This is a genomic window from Sphaerisporangium sp. NPDC049003 (genome assembly GCF_043197795.1).
Classification (GTDB): domain Bacteria; phylum Actinomycetota; class Actinomycetes; order Streptosporangiales; family Streptosporangiaceae; genus Sphaerisporangium.
The window spans coordinates 184,207-205,492 of the sequence record NZ_JBICTU010000003.1 but is presented as its reverse complement, the minus strand read 5'-3'; the positions used below and the strand labels follow the sequence as shown (position 1 = coordinate 205,492).

Below are 21,286 nucleotides of genomic sequence, written 5' to 3'. Positions count from 1 at the left end.
GAGCACGTTCCGGTTCGCCAGGTAGCCGATCAGGGAGCGGCGGGTGAGCGTGTTGACCGTCCGCTCATAGCGGGCGGCCAGGTCGCTGCGGCGGCTGTCGAAGGCCTCCCTGCGGCGTTCCTCGAACCCCTCGACGTCCTGTACGAGCTCCTGCCCGACCTGGTCGAGCAGCGCGCACAGCCGGGTCACCCAGGCGCCGGTCGCCAGCCCGAGCTCGGCCTGCACCGAGACCGGCAGCACCCGGCGCAGCGAGGCGAGCACGTCGGCGGGCACCGGAGTGAGGAAATCCGCGACCCGGGCGCTCGCACCGGACAGGAAGAAGTCCCCCGCCGTCTTCCAGACCGTGCCCGAGGTTTCCCTGGCGTGCCGGAAATAGGCGGCCAGGGCCATGGAATGGGCGTGCCGCCGGTCGATGCGTTCATTGCCGAGCGGCACGTACGGCGCCCGTACCTGCCCGGCGATCATCGTCTCCGGCTCCTGGTATCTGGACAGGTCGTGCGAGCGCCGCTGGGCGTAGGTCAGCACCAGGGCCGCCGAGTCCGCGCGCCGCCCCGCCCGCCCGGCCCGCTGGATGTAGTTGGCCGTGGTCGGCGGCATGTTGCGGAGCATCACCGCCTGCAGCTCACCCACGTCCACGCCCAGCTCGAAAGTGGTCGAGCAGGACAGGACGTTGACCTCGCCGCGCAGGAACCGCTGCTGGATGCCGGCCGCCTCAAGCCCGGTCCACTGGGCGGTGTGCTCCTTGGCCAGGAGCGGCACCGGCGTCATCGTCTGGTAGAGCACCGCGTGGTGGTCCGCCGGGTCCGGCTCGGCCGGGACCAGCGTGCCCTGGCAGCCGAGCGTCGGGCAGACCCCGCGCACCGAGGCCGCGCTGACCCGCCGGCACAGGCCGCACCGGTGGATCTCCCCAGCAGCGGACAGTTTCAGCCAGGTGTGGTCGAGCTGGTGGACCTGGCCGAGTTTCGGCAGCGCGACCGCGTTCAGCCAGCCGTCCCGCAGCGAGGTGAGCAGCCGCCAGCACCCGTCCAGGACCTGCCGCGCGTCCGCCTCCGAGCCGACGGCGGCCAGCACCCTGCGCAGATAGTCAAGCCGCCGGTTGACCCCGCGGGTGGGCAGCCAGCTGAGCACCTTCAGCTTCGGCTCCGCGCCGTCCCGCCGCACGTGGATGGGCCCCCGACGGGGGTCGAACAGTTCGTCACGCGGATCGACCTGCTCAGGCATGGTCAGCGCGCCCTGCTGCCGCAGGGAGCGGGCCAGCTCGCCCAGGAGCAGCCAGCACTCATCCGCGGTCAGGCCCAGCTCCAGCAGGGGCGCGGGCAGCCGCCAGCCGGGCTCGCGGTCCAGCTCCACCCGGAGCAGCCCGAGGCCCTCCAGGGACTGGCGTTCGTCCATGGCGACCAGTTCCCGCATCACCCACAGCGCCACCGTGCGGGCGCGCTGCTGGCGGGAGGCCCGGCGGTCGAACACCCCGGCCTGCCCCGCCGCCGAGACCACTTCGTGCACCAGGTCGTCCACGGTCGCGGCGTCCCCGTCGGACGCCCGGCGCAAGCCGCCGAGGATCAGCCGCCGCTGCTGGATCTGGGCGTAGGAGGATTCCAGGTACGGCGCGAAGTACGCGGCCGCCTGGCGGCTGTCGCTGAAGGTCAGCAGCTTGCGGCCGCCCCCGGGCCGGTCCGTGAACTCGGGGGCCGGCGGCAGCGCCTGGTAGAGGGCGGTGGCCAGGACCGCCGCCGCCGCCTCGTTGCCGCTCTCGAACTGGCGGATCATGCCGGCGCCGCGTGCCCCACAGGCCAGGCAACCGCTGGGCGAGCTGGCCCGCGTCTTCAGCCGTCGTACCGGGCGAAGCTGGGTCTCGCCGCAGCCGTCCTGGCCGCACCGGCTCCGCCGTACCGGATGAAGTGCCCCGCACCGGCCGCACAGGTACGCCTCCTGCGCCTCGGTCTCCGGCAGGTCCTCCAAGGTCTCGTCGTCCTCATCGGTCATCGCGGGCGCGTCGCCGAGCAGCAGCCATACCCGGGAGTCCGCCCTGCTCACACGCGGACTGAACCGCTGACCGGCGCCGGACGTCTCCACCGCGCCGATCAGGTGAACCGCCCCGCATCTCTTGCAGGCGCCGAGCTCGAAGACCGCCCCGGCACAGGTGGGGCAGGTCTCGTGGCGGCCCAGCATCACATGCGGCCCGGCCAGGCAGGCGAACGCACCCTCGGTGGCGCGGGCGAACAGGTGGTAGCGGGCCGACAGGACCGCGCTTCCCCCGGCATCGCGTACCTTCCCGCCGAGCGCCACCAGCGCGGCGAGGCCGTCCTCCGGCCCGGCCTGGCCGCCGAAGACCAGCCGGGCCAGCTCGGCGAAGGGCCGCGGGCCCCCGGAGAGGGCGCCGCGCAGGGTGGCCATGGCGTGCTCGCGGGCCAGCGCCGCCCCCGCGTCGGGCAGGCCGGAGCGGCGGACCAGCTCGCCGCAGGGGTCCTCGCTCACTGCCAGCTTCCGGTAGTCCGCCGCGGACAGCGGCCCCCAGAACGGCCCGGACGGCATCCCCACCCGCGCGGCGGTCACCAGGTCCTGGCGGGCCGGGTCGCCGGGAACCCATTCGAAGGGCACGTCGAACAGCTTGGCCGCGAAGTCCATGACCGCGCCCGGTTCGTCGCCCACCGTCGCGCTGGTGGCGATGGCCTGCAACGTACGGCCCCCGGCCACCCGGTCGTGCAGGCGGCGCAGCAGCATGCCGAGTTCCTCGGCCCTGGCGCCGTCGTAGACATGGGCCTCGTCCAGGACCACGAACCGCCACCGGCCCGCGGGCTCGAAAAGCTCCAGGTCCGCCGGGCGGAGCAGTAGGTACTCCAGCATCGCGTAGTTGGTGAGCAGCAGATGCGGGGGAGCCGCCCGCATCTCCTCCCGGCTCAGCAGCTCGTTCGGCAGCCTGGGCCGGTCGGGATTGAGCTCCTCGAACAGGGCCTCCCCCTGCTGGGCCCGCTCCGGCGTGTCGCCCGTGTAACGGCCGAAGGTGATCTGCGGCACGGCCGACAGCAGGTCGCGGAGGCGTTTCACCTGGTCGTTGGCGAGGGCGTTCATCGGATACAGCAACAGCGCCCGCACCCCCGGGCACAGCCGCCCCTCGGCGACGAGCGCGGACAGGATCGGCAGCAGGAAGCTCTCCGTCTTGCCCGAGCCGGTGCCGGTGGCGATCACCAGGTTCCGGCCGGCGGCGGCCTTGCGCAACGCCTGCTCCTGATGCGCGTACAGCGGCCGGTCCAGGGGAAGCGCGGGCCCGCCCAGTGCGGCGAACGCGGGATCGAGCACGCCCTGGCCGATCAGCTCGCGCAGGGTCGCGCCGGTCCGGTACGGCGGGGTCGCCTCAAGCAGCGGGCCCTTGCTCAGCAGCGGGCTGGCGGAGATCTCCGCGGCCAGCGCCTGCGCGACCGCCGGGTCGCGTACCGGCAGCAGGGACCGGAGATAGCGCCGATACGTGCCGGTGACGAGCGCGCTGGTGGCGAGGGGATCCATGGGTCAATCGTGGCAGAGCCATGGGTCAGGGGGAGTTTGCGGTGAAGGAGAAATCATCGCGAGCGGGACAACGCGCCCGTGGGCGCGGACCGTCAGGACAACCTGCCCGTGTGCGGCCACGGTGTCGAGCGCGCGCCGCAGGAGATAGTCGCCGCGCGCGTGCGGGGTCAACTCCTGGACGAGCATTCCGTCGGCGCGCACCTGGACGGGCAGCCGTTCCCGTACGCCCGGGATCTCGAACCCCAGCCACCCGAGTTCCTCCGGGGTCAGCCGGAGCGGGGCCGTACGCCACTCCTGACCGGCCAGCACCCGCATGTGCGGCGGGGTGACGTTCAAGGCCAGGACGCGGTCACCCGCCACGCAGGTGATCCCGCGCGTGATCTCCGCCCCGGCGAAGGCGAGCGCCTGCGGCGCCACCGTGAGGCCGGGCGCCGTGCCGAACAGGGCGTCCGCGGGTTCGAGACCGTCATCGTCGAAGACCCGGACCGGAGGGTCATAGCGCACCGAGAGTCCCTCGGCGACGGTGACGGTCTCACGCACGGCCCGGCCGCTCGCACCCCGTACGGTGACGGTGAAGGTGCCGAGGAGCGGCCGGGGAGACCCGGCCCACAGGTCCGCGGGGTCGGCCGACACCGCCGCAGCGCCGGCCGGTCCCACCGTCACCTGCCAGGTTCCCTCCGGCAGTCGCAGCGCGGGAGCCACGGCCAGCACCGGGAAGCCGCCCGGCCCGGCCATTCCCGGCACCGGCCCCACCGTCAGCAGGCGAGGTCGGGCCCGCCCGCGGATCGTCCGCTGCGGGCCGTCCGCCAGGGCGAGCCAGCCCACGCCCTCCAGCGAGATCTGCGTCAGCCGCCAGCCTTCCCAGCCGATCGGCAGGAAACTCTCCGCGATGACCCGGATCGGGACGTCGGCGACAAGCTCGCGGTCGCCGGGATGGGCAACCCAGACCGCGTCCTGAAGCAGTTCCCCGGGCAGATGCCGTCCGTCCTCGTCGAAGACGAGCAGAGTCTCCTCTTCCGGATGGGCCAGGACCGCCGCACCGCGCCGGATCCCCTCCCCGAACGGGTCGAGGTGAAGCGGGGGAGAAACCTCCGGCACGCTCCCGTGACCAGCGTGCATCATGATTGAACGCTTGACGTCCGCCTCGGCGGGCAGACCGAGGGTCCGCAGCGCCTCCAGAAACGTCGCGCCCCACCTGGCCGGGCTGCCCCGGCGGCGCGCGGCCGCCCACCAGCGCGGCCAGAAGCCGTCCTCCTCGCCGTGGCGGGCGGCCACCCCGGCCACACACACCGCGACACACGCGGGCCAGCGGGCGACAAGATCCCGATGACCGAGCCGCCGGCACGCCTCCCCCAGCGCCTCCGCCGCCGCGTCGATCGCCTCCCCCGTCAGGCCGGCCTCGGCTACCAGCGACACCCGCCGCAACTCCCCGGCCCACGACCGTTCAAACAGGTCGAGCAGGGCCGACGCGTCAAACGTTCGGGCACCGGACATGGGACGTTAAGCACCTGTGGCGTCAGGAGATGTTCCGATTCAGCCTAGTGGGAAGGGTGAGCCCGCGCAGCCGCAGGATGTCCACAGCGGATGTCGGCGCCGGCACCGGGCTACGCTGACAGCCCCGGTGCCGGCAAGCAGCCCCAGGTGGGGTGGTCGTGCCGGTCAGGCGGCGGGTCAAGGACGCATGGGTGCTCGCTGGTTGCTCGCGTGTGAGCGGTACGGCCCGGCAGGCACCGTCACGAGTCGGCGTACCCGCACGGATAAATGCGGACAGATTCGCAGAAAGCGGCACGCCGCGGCATTAGGCGGCAGCGATCAAGGGCACTCATAATCCGTCGGTCGTGGGTTCAAGTCCCACCCGCCCTACCCCCTGTACCAGCAGGAAACCCGCCCTGAGCTGCGACAACGCAGCCATGCGGGTGTTGGTCATGTGGTTCCTGCGCGCCGACCTGCCGCGCCGGGAGCAGTACGGACCTTTCACCGACGAGGAGCCGGCCGAGGCATGCCTGAGGATCTTCGGGTCCTCAGCTCGGGGTGGTGGCAGAATGTGATCATGCCACCACCCCGAGCAAGATATTTCAATACCACCGGTCCCTGCGATCCGCAGCTCCACTACATGCTTCCCTCCACACCACGGCTTCCCGAGGCGCGGGCGCTCATCGAGATGGACCGCTATTTCGTGTTGCACGCGCCGCGGCAGACCGGGAAGACGACTATGCTGCGCACCCTTGCCTCCGACCTGACCGCCGAGGGCGACATCGCTGCTCTGTCGTTCTCCTGTGAGCGCGCCGGGACGGCCGGCGACGACATCGGCGCCGCGGAGACGATTCTGCTGAAGTCCCTGCGCAGGGCCGCCGACTTGTCGGGATGGCCCGAGGAACTGCTGCCGCCGGACCCCTGGCCGCAGAACCCGGTGCGCACCCAGTTCGGTGAGGCGCTGAGCGCGTGGTGCCGCCGCTGCCCGCGCCGGGTGGTGCTGTTCCTCGACGAGATCGACGCCCTGCAGGGGGCCAGCCTGATCAGCATCCTCAGCCAGCTCCGCGACGGTCACAACATACGGCCAGATGGCTATCCGTTCCCTGCGTCGGTGGTGCTGTGCGGGTTGCGCGACTTGCGCGACTACAAGGTCGCCTCGGGCGGCGACCCCGCACGGTTCAGCCCGGCCAGCCCGTTCAACATCCTCGCTGACTCACTGCGCCTGGGCGACTTCACCACTGACCAGATCTCCGAGCTGTACGACCAGCACACGCAGGCGACCGGCCAGGAGTTCACCAAGGACGCGGTGGACCGGATCTTCGAGCTGACCCAGGGACAACCCTGGCTGGTCAACGCCCTCGCCCACGAGATCACCTTCAAGATGGGGGTGACCGGGACGATCCGCGACGGGCAGGCGGAGGACGCGAAAGAGCGGCTGATCCGGGCACGCGCCACCCACCTGGACTCCCTGGCGGCCCGGCTGCACGAGCCCCGGGTCAAGCGGGTGATGGAACCGATCGTGGCGGGTGGCCCCTACACCGACCGCAGCAACTCCGACGACCTGTCCTACGCCCGTGATCTGGGCCTGATCACGCAGAAACCTCCGCCACAGGTGGCCAACCCGATCTACCGGGAGGTCATCCTGCGCGTGCTGGGCGACCTGACGGAACAGAACATACACGCCGACCCGCACAGCTTCGTGCTCCCCGACGGCCGGTTCGACCTGCCACGCCTACTGGAGGAGTTCGTCGTGTTCTGGCGCGAACACGGCGAAGTCCTCATCCAGCAGGAGGGATACCACGAGGCCGCCTGTCAGATCATCCTCATGGCCTTCCTGCACCGCCTGGTCAACGGCGGCGGCTACCTCGACCGTGAATACGCCGCCGGCACCAAACGCCTGGACGTGCTCGTTCGCTGGCCGTACAGCGGCCCCGACGGTGGACGGCAGATGCAACGCGAGGCCATGGAACTGAAGGTGTGGCGACCCGGCGCAGACGACCCGAAGCCCGAAGGTCTGGCCCAGCTCGACCGCTACCTCGACCGGCTGACCTTGCCCACCGGCGTCCTGGTCATCTTCGACCGCCGCCCCGAAGCGTCACCCTGGAAGGAACGCGGCGGCTTCGAGCAGGCGACCACCCCGTCCGGCCGCCGGGTCACCGTCCTGCGTGTGTGAGGGGTGTCGTGGCTGCGTGAATGTGCTGTCATGCGGTCTCCTATCGGGCAGGAGAGGACAGCGAGCGAGACGCCGATCACCCCAGGGCGGGTCGCGGCGCGGACCGGGCTGGGACGCCAGATCACTCGTCATCGTCGTAGACCCAGGCCCGGTACCGCTTTCCGATGATCGGGAAGTGCCCGGAGTCGAGCAGCCATGCGACCCCTACCAGGGCCCACGCGACCGCGACCATGGCCAGCCGGCCCATGCTGATGTCCGGCATTTGGTATCTCCTTCGTGGAATGACGCGGCGGGCCCCGCCCTCCATGGCTCAGGCCCGCCGCGCGTCTATCGGGCCCGGCCCAGCACGATCCGCTGCCACAGCCGCCGCGCGTCGGCGTAGCTCATGCGCTCGGTGTCCGTGGTCGTGACCCGCTTGCTGCGTACGTCGGCTCGCACCCGCCGCCGTATCCACGCGTGCCCGCCGCCGTGCATCAGGTAGAACGTCCGCAGGCAGTGCTCGCACGTCCATTCCTGTGCCCGTGCGCGCTGCTCGGGAAAGGAGGCGGGGTACCACTCGACGAACTCGACCGGGGCTGCGCCTGCCCAACGGGGGACGTGGTAACCGTGGTCCGCGGCGTCCTGGCTCAACGCGTGCGCGGTCACGGCTCGCCCGTCGCGTACCTGGTCTGGTGGGCGATCTCGTCCTGTGCGGAGAGCCACATCAACAGCGCGGGCGCGTCCACCGCCTCCACAACGGGGACCAGGCCCGCCGCCGACTCGGCTGGCGTCAGGGGAATGTCCCTGGTGCCCCGCCACCCGGCAGGGACGCCGTAAGCGTCGGTGAGGCGCTCGATCCGCCACGCCGGGTACATCTGACCCAGCACGACGAGCTGCCGCTCCACCAGCACGGCCAGTTGCTCGGGCACAGGTGGACACGCCAGGTATGCGATGCTCTCCTGCTCCGCGATGGCTCGGGCTAGCGCGAGCTCGTCATCGCCGTCGACCGTGCGCCAGGCACCGGCCTTCTCGGCGGCTTCGCCGTACGGCTGTTCCCGGGTGGCCCACCATCGGCCGGCGCTGCTGCGAAACGCTCGCCATTCCGGGAGGTCATGGCGACGTTCAACGAGTGAGTCCAGAGCCATGCCAGGACCGTAAGCGGCTCGATTCCCCGTGAGGGGTAAAGCTCGTCCCCCCACCGTCGCAGGTACATTCTGTACCCGTCCGATTACGCGACAGATGGCAGCTGCAGCTTGCGCGCGAGTGCGCGCGCATCATCCCGCACTGTCCTGTTGCCGCTGGCCATCAACTCCTGCACCGCAGATCGGGTGAACAGGTTGTAGGAGATCGTGTCCGGGCTGACCTTGTACGCCTTGCCGAGCAGGTGCACCATGGCGAGCGGTTCCCGCTTCAGGTGGTAGGCGCGGGCCATCTCGATCAGGTGGAACGATCGCCTGGTCGCTGACGGCATGTCCAGGCTGAGGCGGTCGGCCTGCCGGGTCGCCTCGTACCCGTCGGTGAGATCGGCGTACATGGTCACCGAGTAGGCGTCCACCATGGCCCGGCCGAACAGCAGCCATGGATGGTGCCCGTCGAGCGACCGGGCGGCTCTGTCGGCCCGGTCCCAATGACGCTCGGCGTCACCCCTGCGGCCGGTCTTGGCGTACGACAGGGCCATGGCGAGATGCTGCAGGCCCCAGAGCTGCCGGTCCTGCTCACTGTCCTCGGGACGAAGCAGGCGCGTGGCCTGGTGGGCGAGGTCGATGCGCGCCTCGGCCTGCTCGCCGGCATCCCGGAACACGTGGTTGAGATACCAGGCCGCAGCGGCCATCGCGTGTGGGTCGTCGGCGTCCTGGGCGGCCTGCATCGCCCGGTCTCCGGTGAGGAGTACCAGCTCGGGCATCGGCTGGAAGGACAGGTAGAGCTGGGCCAGGTGGTAGATCTGCGCGAGCGAGGTCTGCGCTCGTCGGCGGTCGTTACCGTCGAGCTGCCGTACGGCGGCGCGAGCGTCCTCGAGGAGGCGGGGCAGCACGGTGGCGATGGCGGTCCGCTGGTGGGGCGAGCCGTGCCAGACCATCCACGCCTGGGCGACGTTGGCGGCGAGCTCGCCGGCTGCCAGCGGTTCGCGGTCCGGAGCGGCGAGCGGGTAGGTGGCCAGAGCCCGCGCGACTTGTGCGACCTTCTCGTGCCGGTGCTTGGTGTAGGTCGACGCGTTCAGCTTCTGCTCACCGGTCAACTTGGCGAGATCGTCGATCTGGAGAATCTCGGAGAGACGAAGCAGGAGCGGCATCCGCGGCATGAGCAGCCGGCCGCGCTCGATCGCCTTGACCCACTCCGCGGAGCGACCGCACAACTCGCCAAGAACGGTTCGGCTCATCCCTGCCCGTTCCCGGTGGAATCGAAGTCGATCGCCGAAACTCATGGTCGTGCTACCGTCGCTCATAAGCCCTGACCTTCCTGAAGCCTCGATAACTTCAGGCTAGAGCGCGGGGCTTTCTTCATGCGAGGGGTCTGGGCTCATGTCGCCACCCGTACGGATTCCGGCTCGGCTTCGCTCCGGCAGATACCGGTGGCCGCCGGCCGACTGTGGAGTCGGCTGACGGCCGGAAGATCAAGCTAGCGCCAGACGCTAAAGACGTATACCTCCAGGTAGACGTAGCCGTAGGGGCCTGCCGCCGGGCGCAGGCTGTGAGCCGGTGCTCTTGGACTGCTAACGGCGTTCGGGAGGCAGTTCACCGACCGGCGCGACGGTATGCGTTCCAGCGCCCGCGCATCGCCAAACGGCCGTCTCATGTTCCAGCTCAGCGCGCAGGCCCAGACCGTGCGCGGAGCAGACCGGCCAGACCCCCCAGATCATCTCCATGATCACTTCTTGGGTGGCGTCGGCGACGCTCGCGAGCGCCCATTGAGGGTCGCTTCCCGCGCTAGGCCGAATGCCGTTGCCGTGGTGCACGCCCTGGAACTCCACCCATGCCTGACCGCTGACGTCCCAGTCGGGGATGACCAGCCGGAGCGTCCCGGTGATCCCCGTGGCCTGAACGTCGCGCTCCACCATCTCCAGCGCCCGCTCCAGCGCCGTCCACAGACTCGGTTCGAGCGCGAAGGTCGGCTCGAAGCCGGTGTCGCGGAGGAGGCCCTCGCCCAGCCGGATCAGGTCTTTCGCTGTCAACTGGGCGGTGGGGCGTTCAAGGAGTTCCCGCGTAGCAGGAGTGCGCATGCCCCATTCCTCCAGCAGGCAGGCCAGTTCGACGACATCTTCGGCATCGGGGCCCCCGTCGCGCAACGCCGTGTGAATCCGGCCTCTCAGCTCGTCGACGACCTGCTTGGCTTGCTCATAGGAGTGCACGCCGCAGTTTCACCTGCCGCGTGAGTCCAGGCAAAGGAGTTTTCCGCGCGAGGCCGGCCGGAGAGACACAGCCGATCATCGACCCTCCCGCTCAAGGCGAACGTCAGGTGGAGCCGGGCAAGTCGTCGACCTGCCCGGATGGCATCGTCGGCATCCACAGGGTCAGTTAGCGGCGGGGCCGCCCAGTTGGGCCAGGAGCTTTTGCATGCGGTCGATCTCGATGCGCTGGTCGGCCTCGACGTGGGAGGCGTAGGTGAAGATCTCCGTCTCCTGGCCGCCGGCGCTGTCGAACAGTTTCTCGACCATCTGGAGCGCGCCCATGTGATGGGCGATCATGTCCTGCACGAAGGCCCGGTCGAAGTCCGTGCCGCTGGACTTCTTCAGGTCGGCGAACTGCTCCTCGGTCAGCATTCCGGGCATGAGCTCCCCGCCCGCGCCGGAGTGATCGTGGTTCGCGCCCGGTACCGTCTGGCCGCGGTCCCCGAGCCAGCGTCGCATCAGCGCGATCTCGTCCTCCTGGGAGGCCCGGATCCGCTTGGCGATCAAAGTGATGTCCCGGTTCGTGCTGTGGGAGGGCACGAGGTCGGCCATCCGCAGCGCCTGGGCGTGGTGCGGGATCATGCCCTGCATGAAGAGCACGTCCGCCGCGATGAACGGAACGTCAGCGATCGGTGACACCGAGGTAGCGGGGAGTGTCTGCCCGGGGTCGCCAGGAGCCCCCGGTTGAACGATCACTTGAGCGGTCGGCGCCTTGGGCGTCTCCGTGGCGCATCCGGCGATTACGCCCGTGACCAGCATAAACATGCCTAGATAGCGCAGTTGAGGCGGCGAAATCATACTTTGGACCCGTTTCACCTTGCTGGGTGGAATACATCCCGAACAGTAAATATGTCATGGTATAGAACATCAAGGTCGCTTCCGTTACAGTTCGCGTGTAACACCAAAGCGGATCTCCCCCCAGCTGGCGTCACAAGAGGGCACCGGCCAGATCCCGGCTCGCCGTTCGCGATAGATCAACTAGGGGGGAGATACCCGAAAGAAGGGAAACGGCCCGTGAGAAGTAGCCGTTCGGCACGTGGGGGACGTGCCAGACTACAAAAGCTCGGGATCATCGCTGCAAGCGCGTTGCTCATGGGGCTGCTGCCAGCCGCGACCTCCGCGGCGGCCGACACCGACCCCCGGGTCGGTCTCGGCGCCGGATGGCTGGACGCACAGCAGGCCATCAGCGGACTGGAAATGACCGCGCACCGGGACAGGCCAGAGGGCTTCTACGTCGCCTCCAACCCAGGCAACGGCTCGTACCTCAACTCCGACCTGGCCTTCAGCGGAAACTACGCGTTCTCCGGAAACTATAACGGTTTCAACATCTACGACATCTCCTCGGGCGGCAACCCCGTCCTGAAGACGTCGGTGGTCTGCCCCGGCGGGCAGGGCGACCTGTCGGTGTACGGGAACCTGCTGTTCATGTCGGTGGAGGAGACCCGCGGCCGGATCGACTGTGGCACGCAGGGAGCCTCCGGTACGGTCAACCCTGACCGGTTCCGTGGTGTCCGTGTCTTCGACATCAGCGACATCAGCCACCCGGTGCAGGTGGCGGCGGTGCAGACCTGCCGCGGCTCGCACACCCACTCGCTGGTGACCAGCAAGAACGAGCCGGAGAACGTCTACGTCTACGTCTCCGGTACCTCCAGCGTTCGCTCCGGCCAGGAGCTCGCGGGCTGCGCCAACACGGCGGCGACCGACCCTGCCACCTCGCTGTGGCGGATCGACGTCATCCGGGTGCCGCTGGCCGCGCCGCAGAACGCGGCGATCGTGAACCAGCCCCGGATCTTCACCGACCCGGCGACCGGCGCGATCAACGGCCTGCAGAACACCCCGCCCACTCCGCAGCACCCGTCCGGCTCGAACTGGTCGCCGTCGCCGGTCACCAACCAGTGCCACGACATCACGTCGTACCCGGAGATCGGTCTGGCCGCCGGCGCCTGTGCTGGTAACGGCATCCTGATCGACATCTCCGACCCGACGAACCCGAAGCGGCTCGACGCGGTCTCCGACCCCAACTACGCGTACTGGCACTCCGCCACCTTCAACAACGACGGTACGAAGGTCGTCTTCACCGACGAGTGGGGCGGCGGCTCCGGCGCGCGCTGCAGGAGCACCGACCTGCCGTCATGGGGCGCGAACTCGATCTACGACATCGTCAACGGCAAGCTCGTCTTCCGGAGCTACTACAAGCTGCCGGCGCCGCAGACGACGATGGAGAACTGTGTCGCGCACAACGGGTCGCTGGTCCCGATCCCCGGTCGCGACGTCATGGTCCAGGCCTGGTACCAGGGAGGCCTGTCGGTGTTCGACTTCACCGACTCCAGCAACCCGAAGGAGATCGCGTTCTTCGACCGTGGCCCGGTCAGTGGGACCTCGCTGGTCACCGGCGGCTACTGGTCCGTCTACTGGTACAACGGCCACATCTACGGTAACGAGATCGCTCGTGGTTTCGACGCCTTCAAGCTGACGCCGAGCCAGTTCCTCAGCCAGGCCGAGATCAACGCGGCGGCGGCCGTGAAGCTCGACAGGTTCAACGCGCAGAACCAGCCGCAGCTGACCCCTGGCCTCTCGCTGGCCGTCACCGCCCAGGCCCGTTGCGTGGGCACGTCGGCGTACGTGGCGGTCACGGCCGTCAACGACGGCACCGTGCCGGCGAACGTGACGCTGTCGACCCCCTACGGTTCCAAGACCGTGGCCGACGTCGCCCCGGGCAAGCAGGCGTACCAGTCCTTCAACACCCGCGCCAAGCAGCTCGCCGCCGGCACGGTGAACGTGACGGGCACCGCGACGGTCAGTGGCAAGCAGGTCACCTCGTCGCTCGACTCCGCCTACACCGCGATCAGCTGCGGCTGACCGGCCGGCGGTGACCACGGTGTACGCGCCGGGGACGCCGCTTAGTTGAACCGGGGCCGGTCGGCCGACGGTGTCGGCCGGCCCCGCCCCCCATAAGTGGAGCAATCATATGAAAAGCAGTAGGACCACCCAGATACTCGCCACATCCGTGCTCGCCCTCGCCCTGGCCGGCGTGGCCGGTCCCGCGATGGCGGACGGCGACCCCGACACCGACGGGATCGAGGTGTCGGTGACGATCGAACCCCTCCGCGTCCCCGGCCAGGTCTCCATGACCGTCGCCGACAACAACGGCGTCACCCTCACCGAGAACGGCTCCAACGCCGCCGCCCGCCAGTTCACCGGCACCCTGCCCACCGTCACCGTCACCGACACCCGCCTCCCCGACGAGATCCCCGCAGGAAACTTCTGGGCCGTCGTCGGCCAATCCAGCCAACTCGTCGCCACCGGCGACCCGGCCAAGACCATCGGCCCCGAATACCTCGGATGGGCCCCCCACCTGCTCACCGGCTCCACCACCGGAGCCGTCGAAGCCGGCGAACCCATCTCCAGCGTCGTCTCCGACGGCACCGGAGCACCCGCCGTAGGCCTACAGGGCCAAGAACTCCTCGTGTCCACCGCGAACTCCGCCGAAGAGATCGGCACCCACAAGGTCAACGCCGACCTCGCACTGCGAACCCCGGTCGACGTCGCCGCCGGGGAATACCACTCCGCCCTGACGCTCTCGCTGTTCAACCAGTCCTGAGCCGACGGGAGAACACTTTTCCGCCCGCTGTGGCGAGACCGCGTTCACCGTCGTCGTGACGAGGAAGTCGGGGCACATACGCCCACACCCACCGACGCACCATCAAGTGACGACCGACGTGGTTTCTGCCTGCCTTCCGACAGGTGCGAAAGGCCCGCTGTTAGGCGAGCGTGCCGAAATCCGGCGCCGGTGGAGCTAGCCAGCTCCGCCGGCGCCGCCGTCTTCTCACCCGACGCTGACTCTGGGCGCTTTGTGCCTACATATGCCCAGAAATAAGACTGTTACCGAAATATACCTCAAACGGTAAATTTGACCGCTTGACGGTTATCTGAGCGTTGCAAAAGACTTCCCTGGACTTGCGTGCTTCCTGCCAGGCTTCACTCCCCCACCTGGCCAAGCACGCAGATGGAGGAAAGTCAATGAGAGGCGCTGCCAACCGCAGCCGAGCTCGCCGCTTCGCCGTTGTGCTCGCATTACCCCTCGCGATCGCCGTCAGCCCGCTTCCGGTGCTCGCCGACCCGAGTCCACCGGTGAGCGTCGTCACCCCGGACCGCCTGCCCGCCGCCGACCAGAACGGCGTCGCCTTGGTCCGGATCGTCGTGCCGGACCAGGCCGAGGTGGACCGGCTGGCCGATATGGGCGTTGACCTGGCCGAATACAAGAAGCCTGTGGATGACGGCATCGAGGTGCACGCCATCCTCAGCCCGCAGGAGGCCGACCACCTGAGGAGCCAGGGCTTCGATCTTCGTGGCGTCATCTCCGACGAGAGCGACGTCGCCGCCAACAAGGTCGAGCGGCGCCAGGCCCTCGCGAAGGTCGCCGAGGCCCAGGCCGAGGTCGACAAGCTGACGGTGCTCCGCGCGGAGTGGTTCACCAGCGTGGACAACCAGCGCTTCCTGTCGGTCGAGGTGAAGTCGAGCGCGACCGACGCGCAGACCGTCCTCACCGCCACCTGGGACAGCGGCAAGGACACCGCTCCCGACTCGGGCGGCACGGCGACCATGTCCCGGTTCACCGACGCCGGGCAGTACATGTACCACCGGTTCACCTCGCCGCTTGCGATCGACCAGCAACCGGCCAAGGTCACGATCACCAGCAACCGCGGCGGTTCCGCGACGGCGAAGGTGACCAAGTGGCTGGGTGCGCCGCGCAAGGCACCGAGCCCGCACTACGTCTCCGACTTCGTCGACCACTACATGGACGCGACCGAGGTCAACCAGCGCATCGTCGATCTGGCCAAGGCCTTCCCGAAGACGTCGGAGATCATCGATCTGCCGTACAAGACGAACGGCTACCGCCGGCTCGCCCAGGCGCAGTTCGGCACGGGAGCGGCCGGCATCGTCTACCTGAGCTCCAAGGCCTACGGTAGCGAGGGCGGCAACGACATCACCGCCGCGCTGGCCAACCCGAACGCCGCCGGCTCCGCGCTGACGGTCGGGGTCAACGGCAAGGACATCGTGGTCAACCTGGCCACCGACGCGTCGGGCTCGATCACCAGCACCGCCAAGCAGGTGGTGGACGCCGTGAACGCCGACCCGGCGGCGTCGGCACTGGTGACGGCGAGCACCTATCGCGGCAACGCGGGCGCGGGTGTGGTGGTCGCGGCGGCGGCGACCCGGCTGACCGACTACCTCAAGGCCCCGGCAAGCGTGTCGCGCGAGCCGTTCCAGATGAAGGCGTTGCGCATCGGCAAGAAGCGGGACGGCTCCAAGGTCGGTGTGTTCCTCTACTGCCAGGAGCACGCCCGTGAATGGGTCACCCCGCTGACCTGTGTGGAGACCGCCGAGCGGTTGCTGCGCAACTACTCGGCGGACAAGGCGACCAAGAAGCTCGTGGACAACCTCGACATCTTCGTGCTGCCGACCGTCAACCCCGACGGTTCGCACTACTCGATGTACGACTACAACATGCAGCGCAGGAACCTGACCAACCACTGCGCCGCCAACGCCGGCGACCCGGCGAACCGCAACTCCTGGGGTGTGGACCTGAACCGGAACTTCTCGGTCGGCTCCTACTTCGACGGGTTCAACGGTGCCTCGGCGAGCTGCACCGGTGATACCTACGCCGGTCCCGCCGAGCTGTCGGAGCCGGAGGCGCGCAACGAGGTGTGGCTCACCCAGCAGTACCCCAACATCAAGTTCGCGATGAACACCCACTCCTACGGTGGCTACTTCATGTGGCCTCCGGGGGCCTACAAGACCGCTGGGCGTGAGCTGCTGCCGCGGGTCGACTTCGGTACCGAGAACTACTTCTGGTCCGCCTCCGACCACATCCTGTCCGCGGTGCAGGCCTACCGCGCCACGGCGATCTGGCCGGGCCGTACCGGTCCCGTCACCGACGTCCTCTACTCCGCGGCCGGCAACAGCGCGGACGAGCACTGGTACAACCGGGGCATCATCAGCTGGGACTTCGAGGTCGGCGCGGACCTGTACAACCCCGCCACCAAGCGGTTCACCGCGGTCGGCTTCCAGCCGGCCTTCAGCGAGGGACACGAGGAGGCGATGGAGTTCGCCAACGGGCAGATCGCCATCCTGGAGGTCGCCCGCGCCTTCGCCGACGACCGCGAGCGTCCCGCGTCGCAGCTGAAGATCACCGAAAAGACCGGCGGCTCCACCACGTTCACCTTCAAGACCAGCGAGCCCGCCAACGTGTACTACACGCTGGACGGCAGCCGGCCGACGCTGAACTCGCTGAAACTAACGTCGGCGGGCATGCGTGAGGGCGCGCAGCAGATCAGGGTCGGCAAGACCACCGAGGTGTCCTGGTTCGCCGTCGACATCGCCGGAAACGTCGAGAACAACTACGCGCCGGACGGCAGCGGCAAGAACTACAACAAGGAGACCGTGAAGGTCAAGGCGCCGCCGGTGACGACCGCGACGACCAGCCCGGCCGAGCCTGCCGGTGGCTGGTTCACCGGCCCGGTGTCGGTCACGCTGTCCGCGACCCCCGGGCAGGACAGCAAGGTCGACCGTACCGAGTACCAGCTCGACGGCGGCGACTGGACCAAGTACACGACGCCGATCGCCATCAACGGGGACGGCTCGCACACGCTGGCCTACCGCTCCGTCGACAAGGCGGGCAGTGTCGAGGTCACCCAGACGCTGACCGTCAAGGTGGACGCGACCGCGCCGGTGACGACCGCCACGGTCGGCGCGGCGGACCAGGGCGGTGTGCCGGCGACCCTCTCCGCGACGGACGAGACGTCCGGCGTGGCCGGCACCCAGTACTCCTTGGACGGCGGCGCCTGGACCCCCTACACCGGTACGGTCACCGTCTCCGGCCAGGGCGGGCACGAGCTGCGGTTCCGTTCCACCGACAAGGCCGGGAACGTCGAGGAGATCAAGGCCGTCGCGGTGCCGGTCGCTCCGGAGATCGCGATGACCGTGACCGCCCAGGCCCGTTGCGTGGGCACGTCGGCGTACGTGGCGGTCACGGCCGTCAACGACGCCTCGGTGCCGGTGAACGTGACGCTGTCGACCTCCTACGGTTCCAAGACCGTGGCCGACGTCGCCCCGGGCAAGCAGGCGTACCAGTCCTTCAACACCCGGGCCAAGCAGCTCGCCGCCGGCACGGTGAACGTGACGGGCACCGCGACGATCGGCGGCAGGCAGGTCACCTCGTCCTACGACGCCGCCTACACCGCGATCGACTGCGGCTGACCCGGCCCGCTGGTGGCCCCGGTGCACGCGCCGGGGCCACCAGCTGAACGAACCCCTATAAGTGGAGCAATCATATGAAAAGCAGTAGGACCACCCAGATACTCGCCACATCCGTGCTCGCCCTCGCCCTAGCCGGCGTGGCCGGTCCCGCGATGGCGGACGGCGACCCCGACACCGACGGGATCGAGGTGTCGGTGACGATCGAACCCCTCCGCGTCCCCGGCCAGGTCTCCATGACCGTCGCCGACAACAACGGCGTCACCCTCACCGAGAACGGCTCCAACGCCGCCGCCCGCCAGTTCACCGGCACCCTGCCCACCGTCACCGTCACCGACACCCGCCTCCCCGACGAGATCCCCGCAGGAAACTTCTGGGCCGTCGTCGGCCAATCCAGCCAACTCGTCGCCACCGGCGACCCGGCCAAGACCATCGGCCCCGAATACCTCGGATGGGCCCCCCACCTGCTCACCGGCTCCACCACCGGAGCCGTCGAAGCCGGCGAACCCATCTCCAGCGTCGTCTCCGACGGCACCGGAGCACCCGCCGTAGGCCTGCAAGGCCAAGAACTCCTCGTATCCACCGCGAACTCCGCCGAAGAGATCGGCACCCACAAGGTCAACGCCGACCTCGCACTACGAACCCCGGTCGACGTCGCCGCCGGGGAATACCACTCCACCCTGACGCTCTCACTGTTCAACCAGTCCTGAGCCGGAGGGGCGGGACGCCCCTGCCGCTCGGTCCGTCCGGGACGTGTGCCAGTCTGGCTCACGTCCCGGACCTTCACGATCAGACAGGAGACACCTCTGTTGGCCATGAGCAGTCCGCGCAGGGCACTCGCCCTCCTCGCGCTCCTGTGCGCTGCCGGCGCGACCACCACGGTCGGATTCGCCTCCCCGGCCGGCGCCGATAGCCGGAGCGACATCACCTGGTCGGTCGCGCCGGCCGACGCCAACGGCCCCGACGGCCGCAGCGTGATCGATGTCGAACTGGCCGGTGGGCAGGAGGTGACCGAGCATGTCGCGGTCGTCAACCGCTCCACCAAGGAGGTCGTCTTCGCGATCGACGCCAACGACGGCTACCTGACCGCCAAGGGGCTGTTCGACATGCGGCCCTCGGACGCCACGCCGACCGACGGCGGAGCATGGATCAAGGTTCCCGACAAGGTGAGCCTTCCCGCCGGTGCCACCGCCGTCGTGCCCATCAAGGTCTCGGTGCCGCGGAACGCGACGCCGGGGGACCACCCCGCCGGTGTCACCGCGTCCGTGGACACGATCTCCGGACAGGTCCGGGTCCAGAACCGGGTGGGCGTCCGGGTGAACCTCCGTGTGACCGGCGACTACATGGCCAAAGTCGCCGTGACCGATCTGCGGGCCGAATACTCCGGCTCATGGAACCCCTTCGCCGGGGGCTCCATCGACGTGACCTACACCGTGACGAACGACGGCAATGTCCGGGTGGCCCCGGACACGAGCGTCCGAACGTCCGCCTTGCTGGGGGAAAGCGGCTGGGACGACACGTCCGAAGCGAAGTCCAGGGAAATCATGCCGGGTGGCAGCCGCCAGTTCACCGCGCGGGTGACCGGCGTCTGGCCGATGGGGTCGATCACCACGAAGGTCGCGGCGGTTCCCTCACCCGTGGGTAAGTCGCCCTCGGGCGTCGTCGCCGAGCAGGTGACGATCGGCACCACGCTCTGGGCACTTCCGTGGCCGCAGCTCGCCTTCCTCGTCCTCCTCGTCGTCGCCTTCCTCGTCATCAGGATGGCCGCTGCCCGGCGCCGCAGGCGCCTCGAACGACAGGCCGCGATCCTGCGCGAGGCGAGCGCACTGATCGCCCAGTACGGCGACAGGCCGAAAGACGGGCCGTGACCGGGGGTGCCGGGACGTACGGCACGACCGCGGAGGATCTCGCCTCCCGGCCGGACGTCACCGTGCGCCTCCTGGCGTGAACGGGCCGGTCGCCCGGCCCGTTTCCGAGGCCGGCCGATCCGGCCCAGGGCCCGCCGTGGACGGCCGGCGGTCTCAGAGCTTGGTGAGCTTGGCGTACGGCGCGAGGATGCGCTCTTGCTGCGGGCCGAAGTCGACGAGCACCGCGATGTCGTCCTCGACACCGATCACCCGGCCGAGGCCGTACTTGTCGTGGGTTACCAGATCCTGCAAGGCGTACTGCTCGACAGGGGGGACGGGAGCGGCTGGGACGTTGAAAGGACTTCCAGGCAGGTAGCGCCGGGTCACGGTCCGGGATGTCTTCATTGTCTCCAGTATGCGCCTACCGGGCCCATCACGGTACAGGTCTTGCCGATTATTCCGCAGAGTTCGGTGCCCTGGCCAGCGCATACGCCCCTGGCCCGCACCCGTCCGCGGCCGGTCATGACCACCATACGCCCTGCCGGTCAGGATCTCCCCGACACCACGCCGCCACGCGGAGCGATCGCGCCGCGGGTCGGCGCGCCGTGGGCGGACAGGTCCGGGCATGCCGATGGCGGCCGCGTGGCGGCCGCCATCGGAGGGGTGCGGGGCGTTACGCGTGGGGGCAGGTGTCGCGGTACTCCTCGATCGCCGAGCTTCTGGGAGCCGGGCAGAGGAACTGCTCGTAGCGGGTGTCGTCGTCGATGAACCGCTTCATCCACGAGATCATGTACTTGGCCATCGTGGTGTTCGACGTCTGCGGGAAGAAGTGCGAGGCGTTGTTGAGCTCCATGTACGCCTTCTCCGACGACGCGGGGATGCTGTTGTAGAACGGTTCCGAGTGCGTGGCCACGGGGGCGATGGTGTCCGCCTCGCCACCGATGATCATCGTTGGCACGCGTACGCCCGACCAGCTCTTGGTGAGGTTCCACGGCGCGAGCGGGATGGCCGCCTGGAGGGACGGCCTGGCGTTCGCCGCTTCCAGGGTGCCGCCGCCTCCCATGGAGTGGCCCGCGACGGCGAGCCGGCTGGAGTCGATCCGGCTCCTGACGGAACTGCTGCCGACCAGGTAGTCCAGTGCGGCCAGCAGCTGCCGTCCCCGGCTGTCGGGCTGGTCGTAGATCGTGTTGGTCTCGATGCCGAACACGACGAACCCCTGGGACGCGAGCCGGGGGCCGAGCCAGCTGAGGCTGGACCACGTGGCGGTGTAGCCCGGGGCGATGGCGATGGCCCCGAACGTCCCCTGGCTGGTGTCGGTCGGGTAGTAGATGGTGCCGCCGCCGAAGCCGATGACCCCGATCGAGGAGACGGAGGTCTGGGACGTGGCGAAGGGGCCGCGGGCCGCCTCGATGCTGGCGTTGGTGGGGGCGGGCCCGCGCTCGTACGGGTTGGCGGCGGCCTGGACGCCGGGGGCGAAGGCGACGCCTCCGCCGGCCAGGACCAGCGCGAGGCACACCTTGGCGACCGTCCGCGCGCCCAGAGAACCACGGGACGAGGGTCGGGGGCTGAGGGAGAGGAGTTTCCGAGGCTGCACGTTGCTGTGCTCCCTGCTGATGGGGGGTGGGAGGACCACGCGGGCGGCAGGCGCGGGACGTCGACCGGAGACTTCCC

Annotated in this window: 16 protein-coding genes and 1 pseudogene; 7 read left to right on the top strand and 10 right to left on the bottom strand. The window is 69.3% G+C overall.

The window, feature by feature from the left end:
* Nucleotides 1-603: 603 nt before the first annotated feature.
* Nucleotides 604-3,501 (bottom strand): annotated as a pseudogene (locus ACGFIV_RS04370) (DEAD/DEAH box helicase); the annotation flags it as partial.
* A gap of 3 nt (nt 3,502-3,504) precedes the next feature.
* On the bottom strand, nt 3,505-4,995 hold the full coding sequence (locus tag ACGFIV_RS04365) for a hypothetical protein (protein WP_392831837.1): 1,491 nt from the start codon (nt 4,993-4,995) through the stop codon (nt 3,505-3,507).
* A gap of 416 nt (nt 4,996-5,411) precedes the next feature.
* On the opposite strand from ACGFIV_RS04365, the gene ACGFIV_RS04360 reads away from it, so the two are divergent.
* Both ACGFIV_RS04360 and ACGFIV_RS04355 read left to right on the top strand, forming a co-directional pair.
* Nucleotides 5,412-5,549 carry a hypothetical protein gene (locus tag ACGFIV_RS04360; RefSeq protein ID WP_392831834.1) on the top strand — a complete coding sequence of 46 codons (138 nt, stop codon included), beginning with the start codon at nt 5,412-5,414 and terminating at the stop codon, nt 5,547-5,549.
* A gap of 65 nt (nt 5,550-5,614) precedes the next feature.
* A complete protein-coding gene (locus tag ACGFIV_RS04355) occupies nt 5,615-7,147 on the top strand; it encodes an AAA family ATPase (protein ID WP_392831832.1) in 1,533 nt (510 codons plus the stop codon).
* Between the two features lie 121 nt (nt 7,148-7,268).
* Here ACGFIV_RS04355 and ACGFIV_RS04350 read toward each other — a convergent pair whose 3' ends face one another.
* The 6 genes from ACGFIV_RS04350 to ACGFIV_RS04325 all read right to left on the bottom strand — a co-directional run bounded on the left by ACGFIV_RS04350 (nt 7,269) and on the right by ACGFIV_RS04325 (nt 11,150).
* Entirely contained in the window at nt 7,269-7,409 is a 141-nt protein-coding gene (locus ACGFIV_RS04350) for a hypothetical protein (protein WP_392831829.1), read from the bottom strand.
* 65 nt (nt 7,410-7,474) lie between these two features.
* Nucleotides 7,475-7,792, bottom strand: a complete 318-nt coding sequence (locus ACGFIV_RS04345) for a hypothetical protein (RefSeq protein WP_392831826.1) — start codon at nt 7,790-7,792, stop codon at nt 7,475-7,477.
* Entirely contained in the window at nt 7,789-8,271 is a 483-nt protein-coding gene (locus ACGFIV_RS04340) for a hypothetical protein (RefSeq protein ID WP_392831823.1), read from the bottom strand. Before ACGFIV_RS04340 ends, ACGFIV_RS04345 begins: the two co-directional genes overlap by 4 nt.
* A gap of 83 nt (nt 8,272-8,354) precedes the next feature.
* Entirely contained in the window at nt 8,355-9,548 is a 1,194-nt protein-coding gene (locus ACGFIV_RS04335; protein ID WP_392832066.1) for a multiprotein-bridging factor 1 family protein, read from the bottom strand.
* Between the two features lie 288 nt (nt 9,549-9,836).
* The gene (locus tag ACGFIV_RS04330) at nt 9,837-10,472 is read right to left on the bottom strand and encodes a hypothetical protein (RefSeq protein WP_392831821.1); all 636 of its coding nucleotides are present in this window, start codon (nt 10,470-10,472) and stop codon (nt 9,837-9,839) included.
* A 162-nt stretch (nt 10,473-10,634) separates the two neighbouring features.
* A complete protein-coding gene (locus ACGFIV_RS04325; protein WP_392831819.1) occupies nt 10,635-11,150 on the bottom strand; it encodes a DUF305 domain-containing protein in 516 nt (171 codons plus the stop codon).
* 453 nt (nt 11,151-11,603) lie between these two features.
* On the opposite strand from ACGFIV_RS04325, the gene ACGFIV_RS04320 reads away from it, so the two are divergent.
* The 5 genes from ACGFIV_RS04320 to ACGFIV_RS04300 all read left to right on the top strand — a co-directional run bounded on the left by ACGFIV_RS04320 (nt 11,604) and on the right by ACGFIV_RS04300 (nt 19,636).
* Complete coding sequence (locus ACGFIV_RS04320; protein ID WP_392831816.1) at nt 11,604-13,370, top strand: LVIVD repeat-containing protein; 1,767 nt, start codon at nt 11,604-11,606, stop codon at nt 13,368-13,370.
* Between the two features lie 109 nt (nt 13,371-13,479).
* Entirely contained in the window at nt 13,480-14,112 is a 633-nt protein-coding gene (locus tag ACGFIV_RS04315) for a hypothetical protein (protein WP_392831813.1), read from the top strand.
* Nucleotides 14,113-14,531: 419 nt separating this feature from the next.
* A complete protein-coding gene (locus tag ACGFIV_RS04310) occupies nt 14,532-17,771 on the top strand; it encodes a M14 family metallopeptidase (RefSeq protein ID WP_392831810.1) in 3,240 nt (1,079 codons plus the stop codon).
* A gap of 74 nt (nt 17,772-17,845) precedes the next feature.
* Nucleotides 17,846-18,478, top strand: a complete 633-nt coding sequence (locus ACGFIV_RS04305) for a hypothetical protein (protein WP_358560498.1) — start codon at nt 17,846-17,848, stop codon at nt 18,476-18,478.
* A gap of 99 nt (nt 18,479-18,577) precedes the next feature.
* Nucleotides 18,578-19,636 carry a hypothetical protein gene (locus ACGFIV_RS04300; protein WP_358560500.1) on the top strand — a complete coding sequence of 353 codons (1,059 nt, stop codon included), beginning with the start codon at nt 18,578-18,580 and terminating at the stop codon, nt 19,634-19,636.
* A 153-nt stretch (nt 19,637-19,789) separates the two neighbouring features.
* On the opposite strand, the gene ACGFIV_RS04295 is transcribed toward ACGFIV_RS04300, so the two are convergent.
* Together ACGFIV_RS04295 and ACGFIV_RS04290 are read right to left on the bottom strand one after the other, a co-directional pair.
* Nucleotides 19,790-20,020 (bottom strand): hypothetical protein, encoded by a 231-nt coding sequence (locus ACGFIV_RS04295; protein ID WP_358560502.1) that lies wholly within the window; start codon nt 20,018-20,020, stop codon nt 19,790-19,792.
* A 268-nt stretch (nt 20,021-20,288) separates the two neighbouring features.
* Nucleotides 20,289-21,131 carry an alpha/beta hydrolase gene (locus ACGFIV_RS04290; RefSeq protein ID WP_358560504.1) on the bottom strand — a complete coding sequence of 281 codons (843 nt, stop codon included), beginning with the start codon at nt 21,129-21,131 and terminating at the stop codon, nt 20,289-20,291.
* Between the last annotated feature and the right edge of the window lie 155 nt (nt 21,132-21,286).

Excerpts from the sequence above, each read along its gene's own strand:
- ACGFIV_RS04310 (WP_392831810.1), top strand. The coding sequence starts at position 14,532 with ATGAGAGGCGCTGCCAACCGCAGCCGAGCTCGCCGCTTCGCCGTTGTG.
- ACGFIV_RS04365 (WP_392831837.1), bottom strand. The coding sequence starts at position 4,995 with ATGTCCGGTGCCCGAACGTTTGACGCGTCGGCCCTGCTCGACCTGTTT.
- ACGFIV_RS04360 (WP_392831834.1), top strand. The coding sequence starts at position 5,412 with ATGCGGGTGTTGGTCATGTGGTTCCTGCGCGCCGACCTGCCGCGCCGG.
- ACGFIV_RS04340 (WP_392831823.1), bottom strand. The coding sequence starts at position 8,271 with ATGGCTCTGGACTCACTCGTTGAACGTCGCCATGACCTCCCGGAATGG.
- ACGFIV_RS04335 (WP_392832066.1), bottom strand. The coding sequence starts at position 9,548 with ATGAGTTTCGGCGATCGACTTCGATTCCACCGGGAACGGGCAGGGATG.
- ACGFIV_RS04355 (WP_392831832.1), top strand. The coding sequence starts at position 5,615 with ATGCTTCCCTCCACACCACGGCTTCCCGAGGCGCGGGCGCTCATCGAG.
- ACGFIV_RS04305 (WP_358560498.1), top strand. The coding sequence starts at position 17,846 with ATGAAAAGCAGTAGGACCACCCAGATACTCGCCACATCCGTGCTCGCC.
- ACGFIV_RS04350 (WP_392831829.1), bottom strand. The coding sequence starts at position 7,409 with ATGCCGGACATCAGCATGGGCCGGCTGGCCATGGTCGCGGTCGCGTGG.
- ACGFIV_RS04315 (WP_392831813.1), top strand. The coding sequence starts at position 13,480 with ATGAAAAGCAGTAGGACCACCCAGATACTCGCCACATCCGTGCTCGCC.
- ACGFIV_RS04295 (WP_358560502.1), bottom strand. The coding sequence starts at position 20,020 with ATGAAGACATCCCGGACCGTGACCCGGCGCTACCTGCCTGGAAGTCCT.
- ACGFIV_RS04320 (WP_392831816.1), top strand. The coding sequence starts at position 11,604 with ATGGGGCTGCTGCCAGCCGCGACCTCCGCGGCGGCCGACACCGACCCC.